General features: G+C 44.3%; 20 protein-coding genes and 1 pseudogene. 6 read left to right on the plus strand and 15 right to left on the minus strand.

The genetic code is table 11. The features are described 5' to 3' along the window. Positions 1 to 151: 151 nt before the first annotated feature. The 4 genes from AB4384_RS07845 to nrdD form a co-directional block, all read right to left on the minus strand. Positions 152 to 838, minus strand: a complete 687-nt coding sequence (locus AB4384_RS07845; RefSeq protein WP_372129274.1) for a RimK/LysX family protein — start codon at positions 836 to 838, stop codon at positions 152 to 154. Positions 839 to 849: 11 nt separating this feature from the next. Beyond that, positions 850 to 2034, minus strand: a complete 1185-nt coding sequence (locus AB4384_RS07850; protein WP_017060118.1) for an amino acid aminotransferase — start codon at positions 2032 to 2034, stop codon at positions 850 to 852. A 265-nt stretch (positions 2035 to 2299) separates the two neighbouring features. Further along, positions 2300 to 2767, minus strand: coding sequence for an anaerobic ribonucleoside-triphosphate reductase-activating protein (nrdG, locus tag AB4384_RS07855; RefSeq protein ID WP_136974584.1), 468 nt, complete (start codon positions 2765 to 2767; stop codon positions 2300 to 2302). Positions 2768 to 2922: 155 nt separating this feature from the next. Further along, complete coding sequence (gene nrdD, locus AB4384_RS07860) at positions 2923 to 5043, minus strand: anaerobic ribonucleoside-triphosphate reductase (protein WP_102394372.1); 2121 nt, start codon at positions 5041 to 5043, stop codon at positions 2923 to 2925. A 303-nt stretch (positions 5044 to 5346) separates the two neighbouring features. Between nrdD and AB4384_RS07865 the strand changes: the two genes are divergently transcribed. Beyond that, a complete protein-coding gene (locus tag AB4384_RS07865; RefSeq protein ID WP_017064569.1) occupies positions 5347 to 6222 on the plus strand; it encodes an endonuclease/exonuclease/phosphatase family protein in 876 nt (291 codons plus the stop codon). A gap of 163 nt (positions 6223 to 6385) precedes the next feature. Here AB4384_RS07865 and AB4384_RS07870 read toward each other — a convergent pair whose 3' ends face one another. The 5 genes from AB4384_RS07870 to AB4384_RS07890 form a co-directional block, all read right to left on the minus strand. Then, positions 6386 to 6817 (minus strand): YeeE/YedE family protein, encoded by a 432-nt coding sequence (locus AB4384_RS07870; RefSeq protein WP_016787649.1) that lies wholly within the window; start codon positions 6815 to 6817, stop codon positions 6386 to 6388. Continuing rightward, on the minus strand, positions 6817 to 7278 hold the full coding sequence (locus tag AB4384_RS07875; RefSeq protein WP_010429747.1) for a YeeE/YedE family protein: 462 nt from the start codon (positions 7276 to 7278) through the stop codon (positions 6817 to 6819). Before AB4384_RS07875 ends, AB4384_RS07870 begins: the two co-directional genes overlap by 1 nt. 202 nt (positions 7279 to 7480) lie before the next feature. Continuing rightward, a complete protein-coding gene (locus tag AB4384_RS07880; protein ID WP_372129276.1) occupies positions 7481 to 8713 on the minus strand; it encodes a glycosyltransferase in 1233 nt (410 codons plus the stop codon). A gap of 97 nt (positions 8714 to 8810) precedes the next feature. Continuing rightward, positions 8811 to 9275, minus strand: a complete 465-nt coding sequence (locus tag AB4384_RS07885; RefSeq protein WP_029235379.1) for a GNAT family N-acetyltransferase — start codon at positions 9273 to 9275, stop codon at positions 8811 to 8813. A 22-nt stretch (positions 9276 to 9297) separates the two neighbouring features. After that, on the minus strand, positions 9298 to 10395 hold the full coding sequence (locus tag AB4384_RS07890) for a ketoacyl-ACP synthase III (RefSeq protein WP_017060124.1): 1098 nt from the start codon (positions 10393 to 10395) through the stop codon (positions 9298 to 9300). Between the two features lie 122 nt (positions 10396 to 10517). Here AB4384_RS07890 and trxC point away from each other — a divergent pair, with 122 nt between their 5' ends. Next, positions 10518 to 10952 (plus strand): thioredoxin TrxC, encoded by a 435-nt coding sequence (trxC, locus tag AB4384_RS07895; RefSeq protein WP_017060125.1) that lies wholly within the window; start codon positions 10518 to 10520, stop codon positions 10950 to 10952. Positions 10953 to 11054: 102 nt separating this feature from the next. Here the strand turns inward: trxC and AB4384_RS07900 are convergent, their stop codons facing one another. Next, the gene (locus AB4384_RS07900) at positions 11055 to 12734 is read right to left on the minus strand and encodes a GMC family oxidoreductase (RefSeq protein ID WP_017060126.1); all 1680 of its coding nucleotides are present in this window, start codon (positions 12732 to 12734) and stop codon (positions 11055 to 11057) included. Then, a pseudogene (locus AB4384_RS07905) lies at positions 12727 to 14330 on the minus strand (long-chain-fatty-acid--CoA ligase). Before AB4384_RS07905 ends, AB4384_RS07900 begins: the two are co-directional and overlap by 8 nt. 369 nt (positions 14331 to 14699) lie before the next feature. Here AB4384_RS07905 and AB4384_RS07910 point away from each other — a divergent pair. Next, positions 14700 to 15725: an AraC family transcriptional regulator gene (locus AB4384_RS07910; protein WP_372129278.1), complete on the plus strand. Its 1026-nt coding sequence runs from the start codon at positions 14700 to 14702 to the stop codon at positions 15723 to 15725. Positions 15726 to 15782: 57 nt separating this feature from the next. Here the strand turns inward: AB4384_RS07910 and AB4384_RS07915 are convergent, their stop codons facing one another. Further along, positions 15783 to 16022, minus strand: a complete 240-nt coding sequence (locus AB4384_RS07915) for a hypothetical protein (RefSeq protein WP_017060129.1) — start codon at positions 16020 to 16022, stop codon at positions 15783 to 15785. On the opposite strand from AB4384_RS07915, the gene AB4384_RS07920 reads away from it, so the two are divergent. Continuing rightward, positions 15994 to 17145: an MFS transporter gene (locus tag AB4384_RS07920; RefSeq protein WP_102320790.1), complete on the plus strand. Its 1152-nt coding sequence runs from the start codon at positions 15994 to 15996 to the stop codon at positions 17143 to 17145. The two genes, AB4384_RS07915 and AB4384_RS07920, sit on opposite strands and share 29 nt — an antisense overlap. Before the next feature lie 134 nt (positions 17146 to 17279). Here AB4384_RS07920 and AB4384_RS07925 read toward each other — a convergent pair whose 3' ends face one another. Next, positions 17280 to 18173 carry a helix-turn-helix transcriptional regulator gene (locus AB4384_RS07925; protein ID WP_372106848.1) on the minus strand — a complete coding sequence of 298 codons (894 nt, stop codon included), beginning with the start codon at positions 18171 to 18173 and terminating at the stop codon, positions 17280 to 17282. Positions 18174 to 18223: 50 nt separating this feature from the next. Between AB4384_RS07925 and AB4384_RS07930 the strand changes: the two genes are divergently transcribed. After that, positions 18224 to 19621 carry an MATE family efflux transporter gene (locus tag AB4384_RS07930; RefSeq protein WP_017090392.1) on the plus strand — a complete coding sequence of 466 codons (1398 nt, stop codon included), beginning with the start codon at positions 18224 to 18226 and terminating at the stop codon, positions 19619 to 19621. Between the two features lie 103 nt (positions 19622 to 19724). Here AB4384_RS07930 and AB4384_RS07935 read toward each other — a convergent pair whose 3' ends face one another. Further along, positions 19725 to 20120 (minus strand): nitrous oxide-stimulated promoter family protein, encoded by a 396-nt coding sequence (locus AB4384_RS07935; RefSeq protein ID WP_017079273.1) that lies wholly within the window; start codon positions 20118 to 20120, stop codon positions 19725 to 19727. Between the two features lie 2 nt (positions 20121 to 20122). Beyond that, positions 20123 to 20638, minus strand: a complete 516-nt coding sequence (locus AB4384_RS07940; protein WP_065607077.1) for a GNAT family N-acetyltransferase — start codon at positions 20636 to 20638, stop codon at positions 20123 to 20125. A gap of 97 nt (positions 20639 to 20735) precedes the next feature. On the opposite strand from AB4384_RS07940, the gene AB4384_RS07945 reads away from it, so the two are divergent. After that, entirely contained in the window at positions 20736 to 20966 is a 231-nt protein-coding gene (locus AB4384_RS07945; RefSeq protein WP_004731171.1) for a DUF2986 domain-containing protein, read from the plus strand. Positions 20967 to 20997: the final 31 nt, after the last annotated feature.

Below are 20997 nucleotides of genomic sequence, written 5' to 3' on the forward strand. Positions count from 1 at the left end.
GCTTTTCATACGTTATTGGGGTGTAAATAGAAAAATCCCCACCAGCAGAACTGGCAGGGATTTCATTTATCAACACTAAAAGTCTTTCAATCTCGTCACTTTTGAAACGATAGCTCTTCAAAACGAAAAGCTTTGATGACGAGTAGAATTGTTATTTAGTAATTTTCTTTTGAACGTATTTTTGGCTTACATCTACTACCGCAACATCTCTAAAGAAGCTTCTACCCAACAGAAGTGGGAAAGAAAGATGCGTTCGGTCCGCTAGAGTAAACTCCGTTTTGTCTTTCAGGTCACCGATTTGAATTGAAGCGACAACCACTGCACGTCGTTGTGTGCCTTCCGCGCTCGACTGCTTGATCTTAACCCAACGCTCTACCGGTAAGCTCACCTCTTCCGTTGTGATGCCGTCATGTTCAATTTTGAACTTAACCCAGTCTTTTCCGTCACGTTCAAAATCAACAATATCAACCGCACTGATTGAAGATGTTGTTGCACCTGTATCTACACGTGCTTTAAACGCTTCTTTTAAACCAGGAACAAACACCCACTCTTCTTCACCAAGAATCAGTTTGCCGTCACTTGTTTTTCTAACCTTCTCTACTGGTTTTTCAACAGGTGCAGGTTTTACTTCCGGCTCAGTTGGTTTTACTTCTTCAGGCTTCTCAGTAGGTTCCGTTACTTTCTCGCCTTCTGTTGCGTCAGTTTTTGAAGAGTCATCCACAACAGGTTGTTCGATTTGAGGCTTTTGCTCTGGCTCAACAGGAGCTTGAGTTGTAGCCGAACAAGCAAACAGGCCACCACTTAGCATTAAAACTACAATCGCTTTCCAATTATACATTCAGTCACCTTCTATTTTGAAACGTTTGCTATCGCTTTTGCTACATAAGGAATATGAGATTCGGAAAGGCCTGCGATATTGATGCGTCCATCACCAACACCATAGACTCCATATTCTTCACGTAATTGATTCATTTGAGTTTCTTTAAAGCCTAGTACACTAAACATGCCTTTATGGCTTTCAATGAAGTCAAATTGTGACGTGTTATAAGTATTTCGCAATTCATCACATAAACTTTGGCGCAGATTCAACAAACGTTGCTGCATTTCACTCAATTCTTGCTTCCAAATCGAGGTTAGCTCTTGATTCTGAAGAATTGTTTTAACCAAAGCTGCACCATGATCTGGCGGCATTGTGTAAGTTGAACGAGCAAGCGTTAGAAGCTTACCTTTAGCATTGCCAACGTGTTCGCTGTTTTTGCCAATCACGATAGCGGCACCCGTTCTTTCACGGTATAAACCGAAGTTCTTCGAGCAAGATGTCGTAATCAACATCTCTTCGACGTTGTTAGCCATGTGTTGAAGACCTTTTGCGTCTTCTTCTAAGCCATCACCAAAGCCTTGGTAAGCAATATCAACGAACGGCAAGAAGCCATTTTTCTGCGATAGTTTGGTAATTTCCTGCCACGCCTCAAAGTCGATATCCGCACCCGTTGGGTTATGACAGCAACCGTGCAGTAGTACCACGTCTGATGGACCCGCTTTTGAAAGGTCATCCAACATTCTTGCAGTATCAACTTGCTTCGTTTCAGGACTGAAGTAATTGTAATATCGAACTTTTAAGCCTGCCGCTTCCATCACCGGTTTGTGGTTAACGTAGCTTGGGTTTGAAATCCAAACCGTGGTGTCTGGTTGAGAAACTTTCATTAAGTCACCCAACATGCGAAGTGCACCACTTGCACCCGGTGTTTGAATCGCAGCAACGCGATCCATTGCAGAAGTCCCTTTAAGCAGCAGATCAACCATGCTCTGGTTGAACTCTTCACAGCCTGCTAGGCCAACGTAAGCTTTGGTTTTCTGCGTTTCAACAACGATATCTTGAGCCATAGAAACGGCTTTCATGATCGGAGTTTCGCCTTGATCGTTTTTGTAAACGCCAATGCCTAAGTCGACTTTATCAGTACGAGTATCGCCGCGGTAAGCAACAGAAAGAGATAGAATTGGATCTAAAGTTGGTTTTGGTAGATGTGAAAACATGAAAGTCACAACCCTTTGAAATTCAAGTAATGACCTCCAAGTTATCATTTTATTTACAATTTAAGAAACAGAAATTCATCAAAGTTTTGATTTTTAGGAGATAACTCTAGTTGAATCCAGTACATCCTAGCAATCCCTACTCCAGATAGTTCAATATTCCATCAATTTACAAATTTAACTACGTCATAAAATAAAAAAGCCTCAGCAGAGGGCTGAGGCTAACTATTTGTACTAGTGTAGTATGTCGTAAATTTACGTTAGTCCACTAAAGCTGGAACCGATGGATGATTTGGTTTGAGCTACCACGCCAATCTAACATTGGATCCGCTTTATCTTGTTCGAAACGACCGTCAATCAGGGTATCAACGTATTCCAATACTTGCTTCTGTTTGTCATCCAGCTCATCGAGCTCATAGCCAGTCCACATCCAGATGTCTTTACCTTCACATTCTGCTTTTACACGCTGAACAAGCTTAAGCACTTCAGACACGTTTGCAGGATGCAAAGGATCACCACCAGAAAGCGACAAGCCACGACGCTTAATTCGCGGATCATTGAGATCAGCGATAATGTGGTCTTGTAGTTCTTGAGTAAACAAATGCCCAGAGTCCAACCTTTGCGTCGATTGGTTATAACACCCGCGACACTGGTGTACACAACCCGACACAAACAAAGTGCAGCGTGTTCCAGGGCCATTTACAACGTCGATTGGGTGATATTGGTGATAATTCATAAGGCAGTATTGAAAACTCGTGATTACTTAATAGTTTGAGAAGATGTGTTGTAAAAGCTGAAACGAAAGAATTGGTATCGACATAACGCCGATACCAATCATATTTCTTGAAACGTAGCTCTTCTAAATAAGCTAGCTAATAATCTTAGAGCTTACTAAAGATGCTTCACTCGGCGTTTAACTTCTTCTTGCTTACCGAAGTTAAATGGTCGTGCATCTGGGCTACCAAGGTAACCACAAACACGGCGCGTCACCGATACTTTGGTTGAGTCATGGTTGCCACATTTAGGACACGTAAAGCCCTTACTTGTACAGTCGAACTCACCGTTGTAACCACATTCGTAACACTCATCAATCGGTGTGTTAGTGCCGTAGTAAGGAACACGTGTGTAGCTGTAATCCCATACGTTTTCTAGTGCTTCGATGTTCTTCTGCATGTTCGGGAATTCGCCGTAACAGATAAAACCACCGCTAGAAATTTCAGGATAAGGCATCTCGAAATCGATCTTGTCGTATGGGTTCACTGTCTTCTGCACATCTAAGTGGAAGCTGTTGGTGTAGTAACCACGGTCTGTCACACCATCAATCACACCAAATTCTTTGGTATCGATGCTGCAGAAACGGCTACATAGGTTTTCACTTGGTGTGCCGTATAGGCTGAATGCGTAACCTGTCTCTTTCGTCCAAGATTCCACTTCACGCTTCATGTACTCCACCAGCTCAAGCGCTTTAGCACGCATTTCGCCATCGTCGTACAGGTGAACGTCAGTACCGTAAAGTGCTGTCATCGCTTCGTGGATACCAATGTAACCAAGAGAAACAGACGCGCGGCCGTTCTTGAAGATATCGGCAATAGAGTCGTCTGCTTTCAAGCGAACGCCACATGCACCTTCCATGTATAGGATTGGAGCAACACGTGCTTTCACGTTTTCTAGACGAGAAATACGAGTTTCTAATGCACGACGAGCCAGCTTGAGTTTATCATCAAGCAGTTCGTAGAACTTAGCCATATCTTGTTTTGCGTTAATCGCAATACGTGGCAAGTTCAAGCTAACAACACCTAAGTTGTTACGGCCTTCGTGAATCAACTCACCATTTTCTTCATAAGTATTCAAGAAGCTACGACAACCCATAGGCGTTTTAAATGACCCTGTCACTTCTACTACTTTGTCGTAGTTAAGAATGTCTGGGTACATACGCTTAGACGCACACTCTAGCGCTAATTGCTTGATGTCGTAGTTTGGATCTTGCTTCTGGTGGTTCAAACCATCTTTGATCGCAAATACCAGTTTAGGGAACACGGCTGTTTTACGGTTCTTACCCAAACCTGCAATGCGGTTTTTCAAGATTGATTGCTGAATCAATTTCGAGCCCCAGCTTTCACCTAAACCAAAACCAAACGTCACGAATGGTGTTTGACCATTAGCGGTGTGCAGCGTGTTTACTTCGTACTCCAGAGATTGGAACGCGTCGTAACACTCTTTCTCTGTGCGAGAGATAGCAAAAGCTTCTGGGCTATGAATGTCCCACTCTTTCGCTAGCGATAAGTGCTTCTCGTAGCTCGCCATAACGTAAGGTTCAAGAACCTCATCGATGCGGTTAATCGTTGTGCCGCCGTAGATGTGACTCGCCACTTGCGCGATGATCTGCGCGGTTACCGCTGTCGCCGTAGAAATAGACTTAGGTGTGTCGATTTCCGCGTTACCCATCTTGAAGCCATGCGTTAACATGCCTTTCAGATCGATAAGCATGCAGTTAAACATTGGGAAGAACGGTGCGTAGTCTAGATCGTGGTAGTGAATATCACCACATTCGTGAGCATGTACGATATCACGTGGCAAAATGTGAGTTTTTGCATAGTGTTTAGCCACGATACCCGCCAGCAGGTCACGCTGAGTTGGGATTACTTTGCCATCTTTGTTCGCGTTTTCATTGATTAGATCAACGTTGCTTTCTTCGATCAAACCTTCGATCTCACGAGTTAAAGCGCTTTGCTTCTCACGGGCGATGTCGCGGTCATGACGATATTCAATGTAGGCACGAGCCAGAGACTTGTATGGTCCCTGCATTAGCTCGTTCTCGACCATGGTTTGAATTTCAGAGATATGAACTTCATCGTAGTCTTCGAGCTTCAACTCAACTGCTAATGCCACATTCAGTGCATAAATAGCAATTTCCTTATCGGCTTTGTCTGATGCTGCTTCCACTGCAGCTTGGATGCGATCTCTACTGAATGGAGCTCTTGAGCCATCACGCTTGATTACGATTGATTTCACCACTTCTCCTTACTCTTGAGGTATTCACAGACTTATCCACAAACACACTATATAGAGCGATTTATCGTTTAACTAACACTAGATATTGTGGCGTATTTAACGAGAACCACCAACTTTGAGTATTGATTTGGATCAATAAAAAGAGAACGCTGACTAAGATCAATTCAATATTATTACGCTAGTTCTCAAGTCGAAAAGAAACAATGTAACAATAAAAAAACTCCTAAAAAGAGTTGAATTTTTGGTAAGTGTTGTAGGATAACGGCTCATCAATATTGGCAGACAAAATTAGGGATATTTGGCATGAAACGACTTCAAAACTGGATAATGTTAGGCTGCTTACTCAGTAGCCAGACATTTGCTGAACCTTTGACCATATCCAGTTGGAATATCGAATGGTTATCAACCAACGAGGCTGTGAATAAGTTTTCTGACAAACGTGATCAAGCTGATTTCGACAAACTCGCAACTTATTTTCAATCCTTAGACGCAGACGTGGTTGCGTTTCAAGAAGTCGATAACGTAAATGCCATTCAGCGTGTGGCTGGTGATCAATACAAGATATTGATGTCTGACCGGGCGCTATCTAAGAACAGCAACCGCCAATTTAAAGAAGTGAACCAATACACGGGATTTGCAGTTCGTAAAGGAGTAGCCCTCACCGACTACGCTGACTTTCCGCTTGAAACCACATCCAACAGTAAACTTAGGTTTGCCAGCTATATCGTTGTAGAAACAAACTTTAAACCCATTCACATGTTGTCTGTGCATTTAAAGGCAGGTTGTAGCGGAGCGTATAAGTCCAACCGCGATTGTTCTCGTTTAAAAGAGCAAGCTCAGCAACTGAACAAGTGGATAAAGCAAAGAGAGCGCAATAACGAAGACTACGCCATTCTTGGCGACTTTAACCATAACCTCGCTTACTCACGAGATTGGATGTGGAAAGAGTTATCACAATATACTGATGCGCAGTTAGCGACACGAAAGACCCGTGCAGATTGTAAGGTACGCTCTAACCGCAACAATTATCGCACACATCAGTTCCGCTCTGTTATTGATCATATTGTGGTGAGTGAGTCGCTAAATGCTTCTCCTGCAAAGCAGAAGGTATTTGAAACACAAGATGTTCTGGACTACAAACTCAGCGACCACTGTCCAGTTTCAACGACTATTAAATAGTAGATTTTAGATAACAGCAGATTGTAGATAACTGAAAATAATAGAAACAGTAAATATAGAAAGAGGCTGACTGACTTTCGTGCTGAAAGCGAGTCAACCTCTATGCTTGGTCAGCTCAGAACGGATAACGTCAAAGCCAATGTAATCAGCTATAAGCTTGCTACTAACACGTTTTGTTCATACGATCCGCCAGCCACATTCCCACCAGCATGCTTATCATAAACACCCACACCGTCGGGTTGCCGCCACTTAGGCTGGTTACCGCAGGGCCTGGGCAAAAGCCTGCAATCCCCCAGCCTAAGCCAAACGCTGTAGATCCAAGAATCAGCTTTCTGTCTATCAACGGATTGTTACGGCTATCTAACGGCTCGCCATTGATGGCTTTAGCGCGCTTTTTAATGACCAGATGATAAAACGGTGCAAAGACCAATAGCGCGCCACCCATGACGAATGCCAAACTAATGTCCCAGTTACCGGTAATGTCTAAGAAGCCGAGTACCTTCTCAGGATCAACCATCCCTGAGATGATCATGCCAGAGCCAAAAAGAATACCTGCGACCAAACCGATAACGATAGTAAATGAAGCGTTTTTCATTATGCCCCCAAGCCAGTCAGATTCTTGATAAACACGGTTACGATTGCCACACCCATAAATACACAGGTCGCAACAATAGAACGTTTAGATAAACGCGCCATTCCGACAATGCCATGCCCGCTAGTACAACCGTTCGCTGTTTTAGTACCAAAGCCCACCAGAAGGCCAGCAATAATCACTAAAGCGAGATTCATCTCTTCTAACTGCGGAAGTTGGTAGCCCGTCGGAATTAATAGCCAACCACTTGCGACCATTCCCACAACAAAGGCGATACGCCAGTGTTTTTCGGTGTTTGCTGTATCCGCATCTTTACGTTCTTTGTTGCTGGTGCCAGTTGGCAATAATCGGCTGACAATGCCACTAATGCCAGCAACTCGACCAATCCCCAACATTAAAACAATGGCCGACACGCCTAACAACATGCCGCCGAAAAAAGCATCCCAAGGAATCAAACTAAGCACAAACCTCTCCTATCCACAAACATCATAAACTCATAACAACCTATAAATTAGAGTTTACTAATAAATATAAATTAGTCAATGCTAATGTACTGCGAGTATGTGTCGTTTTGTAAGTTTGGAATTAACAAGCGCCCTGCATGAAAAAAGCCCCTAGGTGTTAACCTAAGGGCTTAAGATTTATTCTGTCTTTGGTAAAGAACAGCTATTTGACCTTGTTCTTCTCAGCAATCCATTGCGACATGTACTTAGTGCTCGCCATACTATGGTGCTTAAGCATTGAACCAAAGAAATTATTCAGTCGATGCGCATCAAGCTCAGAACCTAGCGCAGTCAGTCGCTCGATCAATTTGTCGCCCAGTTGATTCTGTTCATAGTGCGCTTCAAGAATTGAATGACATTGGCTTTGAGCTTTAAGCCATTTCTTTTCATCTTTATAAAGAGCGACAGCTTGTTCAACAAACTCATCAATATCATCTGACACTGCGCCCGGCCATTGCAGTTCACCTTGCGGTAGCATGCCTTCACTGCCGATCTCGCTGGTTACATTCGGAGTTTGCAGCTTCATCGCATCAAGTAACTTGCCTTTAATGCCAGCGCCAAAACGTAATGGCGCAACACAAACACGTGCATCTTCCATCACTTCTTGAGCATCTTTAGCCCAACCTTTGATATGGAAACCGGTTTTTGGATTATGCAAAGCGGTTGCTTTCGGCGGCGGATAAGATCCGTAAATATGAAGTTCACTATCAGGCAACTGCTTACGAATCTTCGGCCAAATCTTCTGTAACTGAAGCACTGCATCCCAGTTAGGCGCATGTCTAAAATTACCTATCGTCATGAAATGCTTACGTTCTTCAAAGCTTTTCGTGCTTTCAGGAAGCGTATTAAGATCAACCATGAACGGCAGATGATGAAGCAGTTTGGGATCGATATTGAACTCAGATTGAAGCAGTTCCATCTCGTAACTTGAAATGATCAACGAAAGATCACAGCGCAGGATCGCGGCAATTTCACGTTTAGCCAAGTCACTGTACAAGTGTGCTTTGGTCAGATCTATTTCTTTCTTAACCGCTTCGTGTCGAGCATTACGCAGAAACTGTAAGTCTTCCGTATCCAGTAACTTAAAGGCATTCGGGCATACTTTCTCGACACGCCAACCAAACTGTTCTTCCATCATAAAACGGTCAAACATCACAACATCGGGCTGCAGCTCTTCAATGTAATCGTCAAAGCTATCGCAATTTAACTGTATAGATTGGCTTGTGATGCCCTCTTCAGAGAGATCAATCATGTGCTCGGTTTCTTGAGCGGGTGTTGCAAATTCAACTGACCAACCTTGTCTCTTAAATAGACGTAAAAGAGACATCATATGGCTGCCAGCCGCCGATGAATTCGGTTCTGGCCAAACGTAGCCAATTGCTAAAACTTTCTTCAAAATACTTCCTAAGAAATAACAAAAGGGCCACAGAAGCCCCTAATAAAACGTTAATCGAGTTATGCCGCTGATAATAATGGTTCTAAGAACTCAGCGATCAGATTCGTTCACCTACATTGCGAGCTATCATAAGCACTTCATCGGCTGAGTAAAAGTTTGAAATCGTGGTTTCGACTTGAGCGCCCAATGTCGACTGATAGAGCTTTTGTGCAAAGTTATCTGCTCTGGTGGTCACTAATACATGTTTTAGTGTCGAGCCCTGCTCTGATAGCTTCTGCTTCACTTGAGGCAAAGAGTCTAGAATCAGCTTTTTGCCCAATCCTTGCCCCTGAGCACTCGGTAACACAGCAAGTTGTTCTAGCTCCAAAACAGCTTCAGGCCTAAACCCACTCTTTTGAACCCAAATAATGTAGCCGACAATCTCGCCATCGCTTTCAGCAACAAAGTTAAGAAAGCGTGGCGCAGCATTTAAGTTACATTGTAACCAATTTTTTGAGTTTTGCTGTCGAACAAAAGTAGCTTGGTGAACTAAAGCCGCTCCATCGAGGTCGGCTTCTGTCATAAAACGAACTTGCGCCATGCTGCTACTCATTCTCAGAATTAGGACGCGTTTTACAGTGTAAAATGGCTCTCTCTAGAAGTTCTAATGCCGAGCTATCTGCTTCTGGAAGCTTAGCGTCCGATTGACCTAACGGATCAACACGGCTACCCCACTTAATATGGCCTGCCCCCCAAGTTAAACCGGCACCGAATGCCGCCACAAGGATGTTTGAGTTCGGTTTAACAAAGCCTTGCTCTAACGATTCACACAATGCAATTGGCACAGTCGCAGCCGACGTGTTGCCATAGTTTTGAATGTTCACAAACGCTTTCTCACGTTCAATGCCCGCCATATCACACAGAGTTTGAATAATTCGGATGTTCGCTTGGTGCGGAATCACAACATCGATGTTTTCAGTTGAGATGCCAGTGCGACTCAATACTGTATGTGCTGCAGCGCCCATTCCTTTCACTGCACGCTTGAAGATCTCTTTACCAACGAAATCAAAATCCCAGTAACCGTTATCAGCAGCAAAGCGGTCCATAGACGTACCGAATTTTGGTACTGCTAGAATGTCACGGCCCTCTGCGTCACAACCGATTTGAGCTTCTTGTAAACCCACTTGTTCTTCAGTACGCGATAAAACCACAGCGCCAGCGCCATCACCGAATAGAACCGCAGTATCACGCTTGGTCCAGTCGATGAAGAATGAAAGACGCTCTGCACCCACAACGATCGCATTGCGGTAGTTGCCCGCTTGAATCAATCGAGTTGCTGTTTCAACACCGTAGATAAAGCCTGTACACGCTGCATTAAGGTCAAAAGCTGCTGCGCTCTTGATGCCTAAGTTCTGTTGAACTTTAGACGCGGTATTTGGAATAAGAGAGTCTGGACTGCACGTCGCTACGATCACAAGATCGATATCTTCGGCTGTTAAACCAGCACACGCCATTGCATGTTGAGCAGCAACGGTCGCTAGCTCAGAGGTATTTACATGACTGATACGACGATTTTCGATACCAGTTCGAGTACGAATCCACTCGTCAGACGTATCAATGAAAGTGCTTAAATCATCATTGGATAGCACGGCTGGTGGCAGACACTTTCCCCAGCCCGTAATTTCAGCGTAAAATTTTGTCATCATTTACCTGTTTATTGTTTGTTTTTATTTGAGTATCTTATTCTTGTTTTAAACAGTATAAGCGTTCCGTACATGATTCGTAAATCGCGTTAGGCACGGAGACGCAATAAAAAGAGAAAGTTATGTCTACATTCAACACACGTTGCCCTTCTTGCGGTGGCGTAAACCGAGTTCCTTCAGAAAGAATTTCAGAAAGCCCTACTTGTGGTAAGTGCAAAAACGCACTTCTAGACGGTGCACCAATCGAAGGTACGTCACTGAATTTCCAATCAATTTTGAACAGTTCACAGCCTGTCGTTGTCGATTTTTGGGCGACATGGTGCAACCCATGTGTAGGTTTCGCACCTGTATTTAGCGATGTCGCTAAAGAGCGCGCTGGCGATGTTCGATTTGTTAAAATTGATACCGAAGCTCAACAGCAACTGGCGGCTATGTATCAAATCAGAAGCATCCCAACGGTGATGGTGTTCAAGAACGGTCAACGTGTTGATACGATTAACGGTGCACTGCCAAAAGGTCAATTTGATCAGTGGCTTAATCAAGCACTAACTAAGTAATACTATTGGTTAAGCTATTGATTTAGCATTACTTAATTCTAAGTAAGCACACAAAAATAGGTTAGAGAGTCTTACCAAATCAAGACTATCTAGCCTACTGTTTTATTTATGGTTATCACTTAACTTCTTGAATAAAACTACAGCTTCGCCTTTCGCTTGAATATTAGATTCTTGCTTGCCAAACCCGTATTGCTGTTTGATTTGATCTGCGACTTTCTCAGCAATCATAATGGTTGGTGCATTGGTGTTTGCCCCAATCAGTGTCGGCATCACAGAAGCATCAATGACTCTCAAATTATCCAATCCATAAACTTTGAGATCTTTATCTACCACAGCTAAAGAATCGCTACTAGGTCCCATTTTACAGGTCCCGATCGGGTGATACTGAGTGTCTGCACGATTGCGAATATCTTGCTCGATAGCCTTGTCATCACTGGCGTCCACAGGGTAGAAAGCATTGCCTCGGATATCATCAAACGCGGAACTCTCTAACATTTGATACTGCTTCTTCCAGCCCTTAATCATGATCTCCATGTCTTCAGGATGACTGAAAAACGCAGGATCGATCTTAGGCGGATCATAGGGATCATTACTATTGAGCGTTACGGTGCCGTAGCTCTTCGGTCGCAATAAGGTGACATGAGATGTAAAGCCATGACTGGTATGAATTTTTCTAGCATGGTCATCTACAACAGCGACCACAAATACAAACTCTAAATCCGGTACAGCGATATGATCTTCGGAACAGAGAAAGCCTATTCCCTCTGCAAAATTACTGCTCATTTTACCGCGGCGTTCTTTGTGCCATAGTGGTAAGGCTTTGGTCATTTCAGAGGCCATTTGCAGCGAGATACCAAAAGTTTCACGCTTTTCACTGCATTTATACGAATGTACTAAGTCGATATGATCTTGAAGGTTCTTGCCCACTCCAGGTAATTCATGAACCTGTTCGATTCCATGTGTCTCTAGTTCAGTTTGAGCACCGACACCAGACAGTAACAGCAATTGGGGAGAACCAAACGCGCCAGCGGAAAGAATCACTTCTTTATTGCATCGTATCTGATAACGCTTTCCGCTAGAACCATATTCAACACCAATCGCCTTCTTGCCTTCAAACAAAACCTTATGTGTGGTGGCTTTAGTCACGACCGTGAGATTCGATCGTGAAAGGTTTGGCGTTAAGTAAGCCTTGGCAGCACTGCATCGTTCACCATTCAGCTGTGTTACCTGCGTCGGCATCGCCCCAAACTGAGCAGCGCCGTTAATATCCTCATTGCGAGGTACACCTATCGATTCACACGCCGTTAAATAACGTTCCAACATAGGGCTTGGCGATCTAAGATTGGCCACATTAAGAGGACCACCTTGGCCATGGAACTCATCTTGGTGGACTTCGTTGTTTTCTGCTTTCTTAAAGTAAGGCAAACAGGATTCATAGTTCCAGCCAGCATTGCCCAAGCTTTCCCATCTATCGTAGTCATAGCGATGTCCACGAGCGTACATCATGGCATTGATAGAGCTAGAACCGCCAAGTGTCTTACCTCTAGGCTGATAGCCTTTACGACCGTTCAAACCCGGCTGTTCAACCGTTTCGAATGCCCAATTATTGAGTTTGGTTGGCATCATCGCCACCACGCCAACGGGTGTGTGAATGAATGGGCTGGTGTCTTTACCACCCGCTTCTAACAAGCAAACCGTCACATCAGGATCTTCCGACAGCCGAGAAGCCATCACACACCCAGCTGAACCACCGCCAACAATAATAAAATCATAACTATCCATTTCCCATCTCCGCTATTTCTAGTGGGTGTAACTCACGCTTCAAGATTTTTCCGGTTGCTGTCATGGGTAAGGCTTTACGAATGAATACCTTACGCGGGTATTTGTAGTCGGCGAGTTGCTCACGACACCATGCTATCAAGGCGGCACTATCACATTGCGTATGTTCGTGAAGAACCACTGCGCGTGGATCTCCTCGCCTAAATGTTCATGATGCTCGCCTACCACCGCGACCATTTCGACATCGGGGTGACACATCAACACTTCTTCGACTTCACGTGGATAAACGTTGTACCCACCACGAATAATCATGTCTTTAACACGGTCAACAATGAACAAATTGCCATGCTCATCGACGCGACCGATATCTCCCGTTAAGAACCAACCATCACGAATAGATTCAGCTGTCGCCTCTGGCCTTTGATAATAGCCTTTCATCACACTTGGGCTTTTAATACAGACTTCGCCGAGTTCACCCATAGCGACAGAGTTGCCTTGTATATCAGTAATCTTGATGAGGTGGCCACATAAAGGCTGACCGACACTACCCGATAAACGATCGCCATCAATATGATTAAAGGTCGCAACCGGCGCCGTTTCCGAGAGCCCATAACCTTCTAAGACTGGTAATTCAAAACGAGATTCAAACTGTCGTATAACCTCAAGCGGCATAGAAGCACCGCCAGAAACACCTAACCTCAAGCTGTGTTTAACCTGTTCAGAGCGTTTGCTTGTGTTTTCTAAACTATCAGAAGACTCTTCTCCCGCCTTTAATAGCGCGATATACATAGTAGGAACACCCGCAAACACGCTGACTTTATGGCTAATGATCTGTTCAATAACCAATGACGGTTCAAAACGAGGAATCAACACCATGGTGGACCCTGTTAGCACACTCGCGTTCATCATCACCGTCTGACCGAAGCTATGGAATAAAGGCAGTGTAGCCATTGTGGTGTCGCTGTACTCCAATCTCATTAGATACTGTGACGACATCGCATTGGTTTGCATGTTGGTGTGGGAAAGCTCAGCCCCTTTTGGTTGACCCGTCGTGCCAGAGGTATAAAGGATCACAGCGGTATCATCGCCATGACAAGCCACAGACTCAAAAAGAGTAAAAGGTTGTGCCAACCAATCAGCGATTGATTCATGCTCCTCATTACTTTCTAAAGTAGTGTCTGTGTTTGTTGGGATAGGCATCTCGACAAAGTGTTCACAGTGGTTTGCCTGCTCAAAACCTTGTAAACCATAGCGACCAATTGGAAGCTCTTCACTGCCGTCAAAACATAAATAGGCCTTCGCGTTAGAGTCATTAAGGTGATAAGCGATCTCTCTGGCCTTGAATAGCACGTTCAAAGGCACGACTACACAACCCGCTTTTAGAATCCCGTAATAGGCTATCGGAAAGTAAGTCACGTTCGGGCATGACAACGCTACCTTATCTCCGTTCTGCAACCCAAGTCTTTTCAAGTTAGCAGCCACGTTTCCAGAAAGTTGTTCTAACTGAGAAAAACTGATTTCATCCGATCCCATACGCAGAGCGGCTTTAGTTGGAAAAAGCGAAGCGCTACGCTCCAAATTAACAGCAAGATTGTGCATCCATGATCTCCTTGTGCGGCTTAGACCTGTTTGTGACGGTCACCGTAGACGTTCTAATCGTTGTAATAAGTCTCTTTCTTGTCATCACGAGCCTGCACATTGGTGTGTCATGTAGATAAGAGTCGTTATTGAGCAAAATGTTTGAGACGCTCCAATGTGCAGCCCAATAAATTACAACATTTCGATAACATTTCGAACAGGTTTCAAAAAGACAAAAACCGGTGATATTCGGACACGACCTGTGTAAGCCCAATAAAACCTTGCACACATAAACCAAAATTTGGAACAAGCTTGCGAAAGTGAGAACAAGCAACAGGCGTAAATGTTAAAAGTTCGGTTAAGATATCGATATTCAACAAGAGGCAGCTTATGGAATACACCGCAGTTTACGAACCCGACATGCAAGCATTCGGCATTCTGGATCTTCAGTTGCTGCATCGTTACCTGTCGCCTGTTCTCAGTATCGAAGAGTTGCTCGAAGGCAGTAACATCGATGCTCTCCAACTCAACACACCCGATACACACATCACTTTGGCGCAAAAGCTTGCTGTGTTCAGTAATGCGTTAGCGAATTCCAACGAAGACGGATTGGGGCTTAAAGTTGGCCAACAAGCGAGGTTCAGCGATTTCGGCGTGCTCGGTTATGCGGTGTTTAGCAGCGAAACACTACTCGATGCCTTTTTAATCGGGTTTAAGTATCTGCAACTTGCTGGCCCTGTCCTCAGGAAAACCATGTCTGTAGAAGACAACATTGGTTACTTTCGCGCAGAGCAACTTATCGAACTCGATTCTTTACTGCCCTTTTGTTGTGAATACTGGTTCGCGGCGATACACAGTTTGTGCGAAGAGGTCTTACAGCAGCCCTTTCCTTCTCAAGTGATCCGCTTCCCCTATCCAAAACCTGAATACGGCGATCTATACACAGAGATTTTCCGCTGCCCGGTTGAATTCAATAGTGACCAGCTTGAATGGGAGTTCGACGCAACCACCTTGTATTCATCTCTTCCTACCGCCAACCCCATCACTTTACAGATGTGCTTAAAATCGTGTGATGACATGTTGGCAAAAGTCAGTGCACCCAGTAGCCTCAAAGAGAAAGTCTCTCAGATGCTGATTGAAAGGCCAGGATGTTACCCTTCTATAGAATCCATTTCTTCAGAACTGGGCATGTCTTCTCGAACTCTGCGTCGTCACCTGAAAGCAGCGAATACGAGCTATCAGAAGATACTGGACCATGTTCGCTTTCACCTTTCCCGGCACTACCTTTCTTCAACTCGAATGAGTATTGAAGAGATATCTGAACGAGTTGGCTTTTCTGATAGCGCTAACTTTCGTCATGCCTTTCGTAAGTGGAGTGGTAACTCGCCACGTCAATACCGTAAAGAAACGGTCTAACACTTAAAATCCCACTCAATCCAAATCATAAAAAGACAATCACGCTGCAATCTTTTTCTAAATTAAACCACCAATGAACAACGGCTTAACGACTTTTTGCCCGCATAAAATCTCGCCAAACCACCAAATATCGCAACCGTATTTTAGTTTAGTTGGTCGATAAATTTCTTTTATCTTAACGACCATTTTTATTTGTTTTACCCAATTCAGTTTCTCCCCCATAGTCGCGGAAAATTCATCGTTTCTTTTACTATCAGAGGCTCCTGCATTGGACAACATCCAACCAACAACTCGCATAACTGTTCCTGTTATTGCATTGTCTTTTTACGCGATCGCTTCAGGCTACTTAATGAGTTCATTACCATTAATGCTGTCTGAGTATGGCTTAGACAAAGATCTATCGAGTTGGTTGGCGAGTGCATTCTATGCAGGTCTACTGGCTGGTACATTATTGATTGAACGTGCCATTGCGCGTGTTGGCCACAAAGACGCGTTCGTCATCGCATTGAGTGTGTTCATCGCAACGATCCTTGTATTGCCATTGATCCCACACCAAGCAGTATGGCTACTAGCTCGCTTTGTGGCTGGTGTGGCGGTTGCAGGTATCTTCGTGATTGTAGAGTCTTGGCTAATGAGCGGCGACGAGTCACAACGCGCAAAACGTCTCGCTATCTACATGTGTTCACTGTACGGCGGTTCTGCAGTTGGTCAGCTTGGTATCGGTTACCTAGGTATTACTGGTGGCGTACCTTTCATCGCAATGTTCACCCTTCTGTTTGGTGCGATCATTGTGCTGATGTACGGACAAGCAACTCCACCACAGATCCACGATGCGCAATCTTTGTCTTTAAAGCAGATCAGCAAATTAAGCCACAGCGCGCTAATTGGCTGCATTGTTTCCGGATTAACGCTAGGTGCGATTTACGGCTTGATGCCAGTTGAACTTGCTCAACGTAACATTGCACACGAAGACATTGGTGGTTTGATGGCTTTGGTTATCATGGGTGGTATGGCTGTGCAGCCGATGGTGACTTGGTTATCTCACCACGTAGGACAAGTGTTATTAATGGCTTTGTTCTGCCTGCTAGGGGTTGCAAGCATTGGTGTGCTGACTATCAATCACGATTTCTACGTACTAGGCATGAGCTTGTTCGTATTAGGCATGGCCACATTTGCGCTATACCCAATCGCGATTAACTTAGGTTGCCGTAACCTTGACCCAAGCTACTTGGTGTCAGTGACTCAAATCATGCTACTTTGCTACAGCATCGGTTCTGTTGCGGGACCAATCATTGCAGACAGCTTTATGGATTCACAAGCAGGATTGTTCACTTACCTGTTCGCGTCTCTACTTGCTACAACGATCTACATGTTGATTGCTAGCCTAAAGCGCTCTCACCTACAGATTGCAGGCGAGTAAGCTTAAATAGACAGACACTAGATGCGTGTCATTAGGGCTCCGAGTTCAGACTTTATGTCTAAGCGAAGGGCCCTTTTCAACTCATGCCTATATGTAACCTTCTTCTCCCACACTTCTCATTTCATCGTGCAAGGCTAACCAAGAAGTCGATGGCTCTTTCGATATTGACTGGGTGATAAACCGAAATGCTTTTTGAAACGATGCGAAAAGTTATAAGGATCTTTGTAGCCTAAGCGATTAGCAATCATAGAAACTGACCAATCTTGATATTTCAGTAGACTGGTGGCTTTGTCCATGCGTAATTGAATCAATTTACTGCGTGGTGAGAGGTTGAATAGCGTCTTGGTGACTCTATTGAGTTGCTCTTCACTGATAAACACTCTTTCAGCCATCCCTGCCACTGTCCATGGCTGATGCAGACTACTTTCAATTTCGTTATAGAGCGCTTGAACACGTGCAGTGGTGCTGGTCGACTTAGGCTCAAACCCCGTCAATGTTCGGATAATTTCACTCAAGAGTAACTTACGGTAACTGGCTCTACCGCCTATCTCAAAGTAAACCAAGTTCATTAATGACCAGATCTGCTCACACTCTCCAAAAGGCACAATCCCCTGTCCTAAACTTGCTATGTGCTGCCATTGCTTGGTGTCAGGCGTCAGCATCCACGCCATTTTCCAATAATTATATTGAGGATCGAGTTCAAAACGAAATGGGGTTTCAGCAGGAAGCACCACGAGTGTATAAGGTGTAATCGCTTGGACCGATGTTGCGGTTGTTAGAATGCCGCCACCTTCCATAGTGAAAATCAACGTATGAACATTAACGGATTCGCGCTCAACCCAGTAGCCATCATATAGCTTCGCCATGCCGCCCATATAGACACCAAAGCTTTTCATCTCTGGGATATCTTCAACGGTCAAAAAACGTTCTTTGCACTGTTCGGCAAGAAAAACGTCATCGTGCCAAGTGGATTTTGGCTTCATTGATTCAATGACGGATTCGCACAGGTTTTGTTGTTTTTTAAACATGTTGTTACTTCGCTCAAAACACTATAGTTCTGCCATAAATCGGAGAGCTTATGACAACTAACATCAACCCTAACTCATCTATGAATAACAAGCCAGAGAGCATCTTACCTCGTATCGTTAAACTTGGTTTACCTGTTGCTTTGCAAAGTGCGCTTGTCGCTATTCTTGCCCTTGCTGACGTATTAATGGTCAGTGATTATGGTATGGAAGCAGCTGCTGCTGTGGGAATTGCGTCAAAATGGCACTTCGTTGCTATTATGATTATGGCAGGGTTGGCCTCAGCAAACGGTACATTAGTCGCTCAATACTGGGGAAAGAATGACCGAAAAAGCGCACGAACAGTATCATCGATTGCGATGATATTTGGCTTAAAAGTTCTGCTGCCTGTTACCGCAATCATCACTCTTGGTTCTCAGTTTTTAATGATGTTGCAAACCAGCGATCAAACCGTGATTGAACTTGGCGCGACTTACCTATGGTATGGCTTCCCTGTTCTACTTCTGACTCACATTGTTGTCGTGGTAGAAGCAAGCATGCGCTCATCAGGTGACACCGTAACTCCGCTGTTATTAGGTGGCGTTACCATCGCACTCAACATTGCGCTTAACTTCGTTCTTATTAAAGGTGCTTTCGGCATTCCAGCAATGGGCGTCGCAGGTGCGGCATTGGCGACAACCTTAGCGCGATTGATTCAAGTGGGCTTGATGTATAGCTACATGCGTATGCGTAAACATTGGCTATTAACGACGCCGAGTTCACCACATCGCCCGTCATTGTGGTTGTCTTACCGTCGCATTGCTTTGCCGTTGACGATGAATGCTGTGTTATGGGCAATGGGCACCATGGCATATCAAATGATTTTCGGTCACATGGGCACGACTGAGCTTGCTGTGTTCTCGATGCTCGCACCATTTGAATCGCTGTGTTACTCGATCTTCTTTGGTATCTCAGTGGCGTGTTCTGTTTTGTTAGGCCATTCATTAGGCCGTGATGAATTTGATGACGCGATGAGCATGGGTCTAACCTTCATTAAAGCCGTCGTTGGTTTTGGCGCGGTCGTTGGGTTGCTACTGTTTATGGGTAAAGAACATGTTCTATCATGGCTAAACCTTTCTACCGATGCATTGTACCCACTCGCTGCACCTGCAATGACTATTATGTGTTTTGCAGTAGTCATTCGTATGCTCAACATGGTGATCATTAACGGTATTATTCGCGCTGGTGGTGATAACGCTTTTTGCCTGCGAATGGATTTCATCGCGATGTGGATGGTGGGTATTCCAGTATGTGTTTACGGTGCGTTTGTCGCTGGATGGGATTTCAAATACATCTATGGTTTGATGTTGGTAGAAGAAGTGGTGAAGTTAGCTATATGTTCGCACCGATATTTGAGCCGACGCTGGATCAACAACCTCACAGTGACCTACGACGAGCCTCAAGCAGCATAGGCTATTTGGCTACATTTAAGCTGAGATAGCAGCGTATCTACATCAAAAAGGTCTGAGAAATCAGACCTTTTTCGTTCCTTCAGCAACCACTTTAAAACGCCAGTTACTTCTTATTCATTCGGATATGGCGGTTCGACACATTCGGCAATGGCTTCTCAGGCACTTTACGCTTCTCATGTATCAAATGTCGTATCGCTAAAATCGGATGCTTGAGTAGCATTCTTGGCCCAGCATATCGCATCACTAAACGCATCTGCTCTTTAGGATCAGGCTTATAGCAATGAATCGGACACTTATTGCAGGTTGGCTTCGCCTCGCCATAAGGACAGCGATCAAGTCGTGTTTCAGCATAACGCAACAGTTGCTCGCACTCTTCACATAACGCGTTGTCCAAACGAACAGCACCGTGATGATCTTTGCAATAGATGTGCACCATAGCAATAACAGTTTTGTACTCGGTTGCGAGTTCACCTTGCAGAATGTTGTTATGTTGAAACATGATTAATTACTCAGTGATAGACCGTACAGGTTGAGATTGACGCTTTCATTGATCGCCTCTTCAACTCGCTCAAACACAAAACCCAACTTAGTCAGCAGTGCGATGCTTCGAATATTATCAGAGGTCGTGATGGCAACTAAATGATCGATATCAGCATTATGTTGAGCCTGTTCAATTATCGCTTGTGCCGCTTCCTTTGCATAACCTTGGCCATAGACTTCAGGTACAAAACCATAACCAATATCATGCGCCTCTAGTGTGTCTCTTTTAATCAAACCACAGACACCGATTGGCGTTGAAGACTCTTTAATCTCGACCATCAGTAAACACACACCCTTCTCTCTATACATCTTAAGAATGTTATTTTCGATGTATTCAATAGCCTTGCCAGTATCTGTGATTTCCTTGTCTCCGATGTAACGTAAGAAATCTTCTGAGCTATATAATCGCTGAATAAACGCCGCATCTTGAGGTGCGATCATTCTTAATCGTAAGCGTGCGGTTTCGACTGCCTGCATAGTGATATTTTCCTTGCTGGATAGCATGTAAATATTGAGTTCTAGATCTAAAATGATTATCCTCCACCGCATAAACTAAATACAAGGCTATGCAGCAATGAACCGTAAGAAAAAAATCAATCAAATTCTAAAGAAAAGACAGAAACAGGCGACGTCTAAACTGCATGGTAGCAACAAGCCTCGCTATATTTCTAAAGCTGACCGCGCAAAAATGGAAGCTGAAGAGCAAGCGAAAGCCGCTCAAGAGCAAGCTGAAGGCACAGTTGAAGCTTCTGTTGAATCGGAAGAAGCTGGTATCGAAACTAAAGAGACAAAAGCTGCAGAGTAAGTTTTAAACTCGCAGTACTCTTGCCCAGCAC

This window comes from Vibrio sp. 10N.261.51.A4 (assembly GCF_041471945.1).
Taxonomy (GTDB): domain Bacteria; phylum Pseudomonadota; class Gammaproteobacteria; order Enterobacterales; family Vibrionaceae; genus Vibrio; species Vibrio crassostreae_C.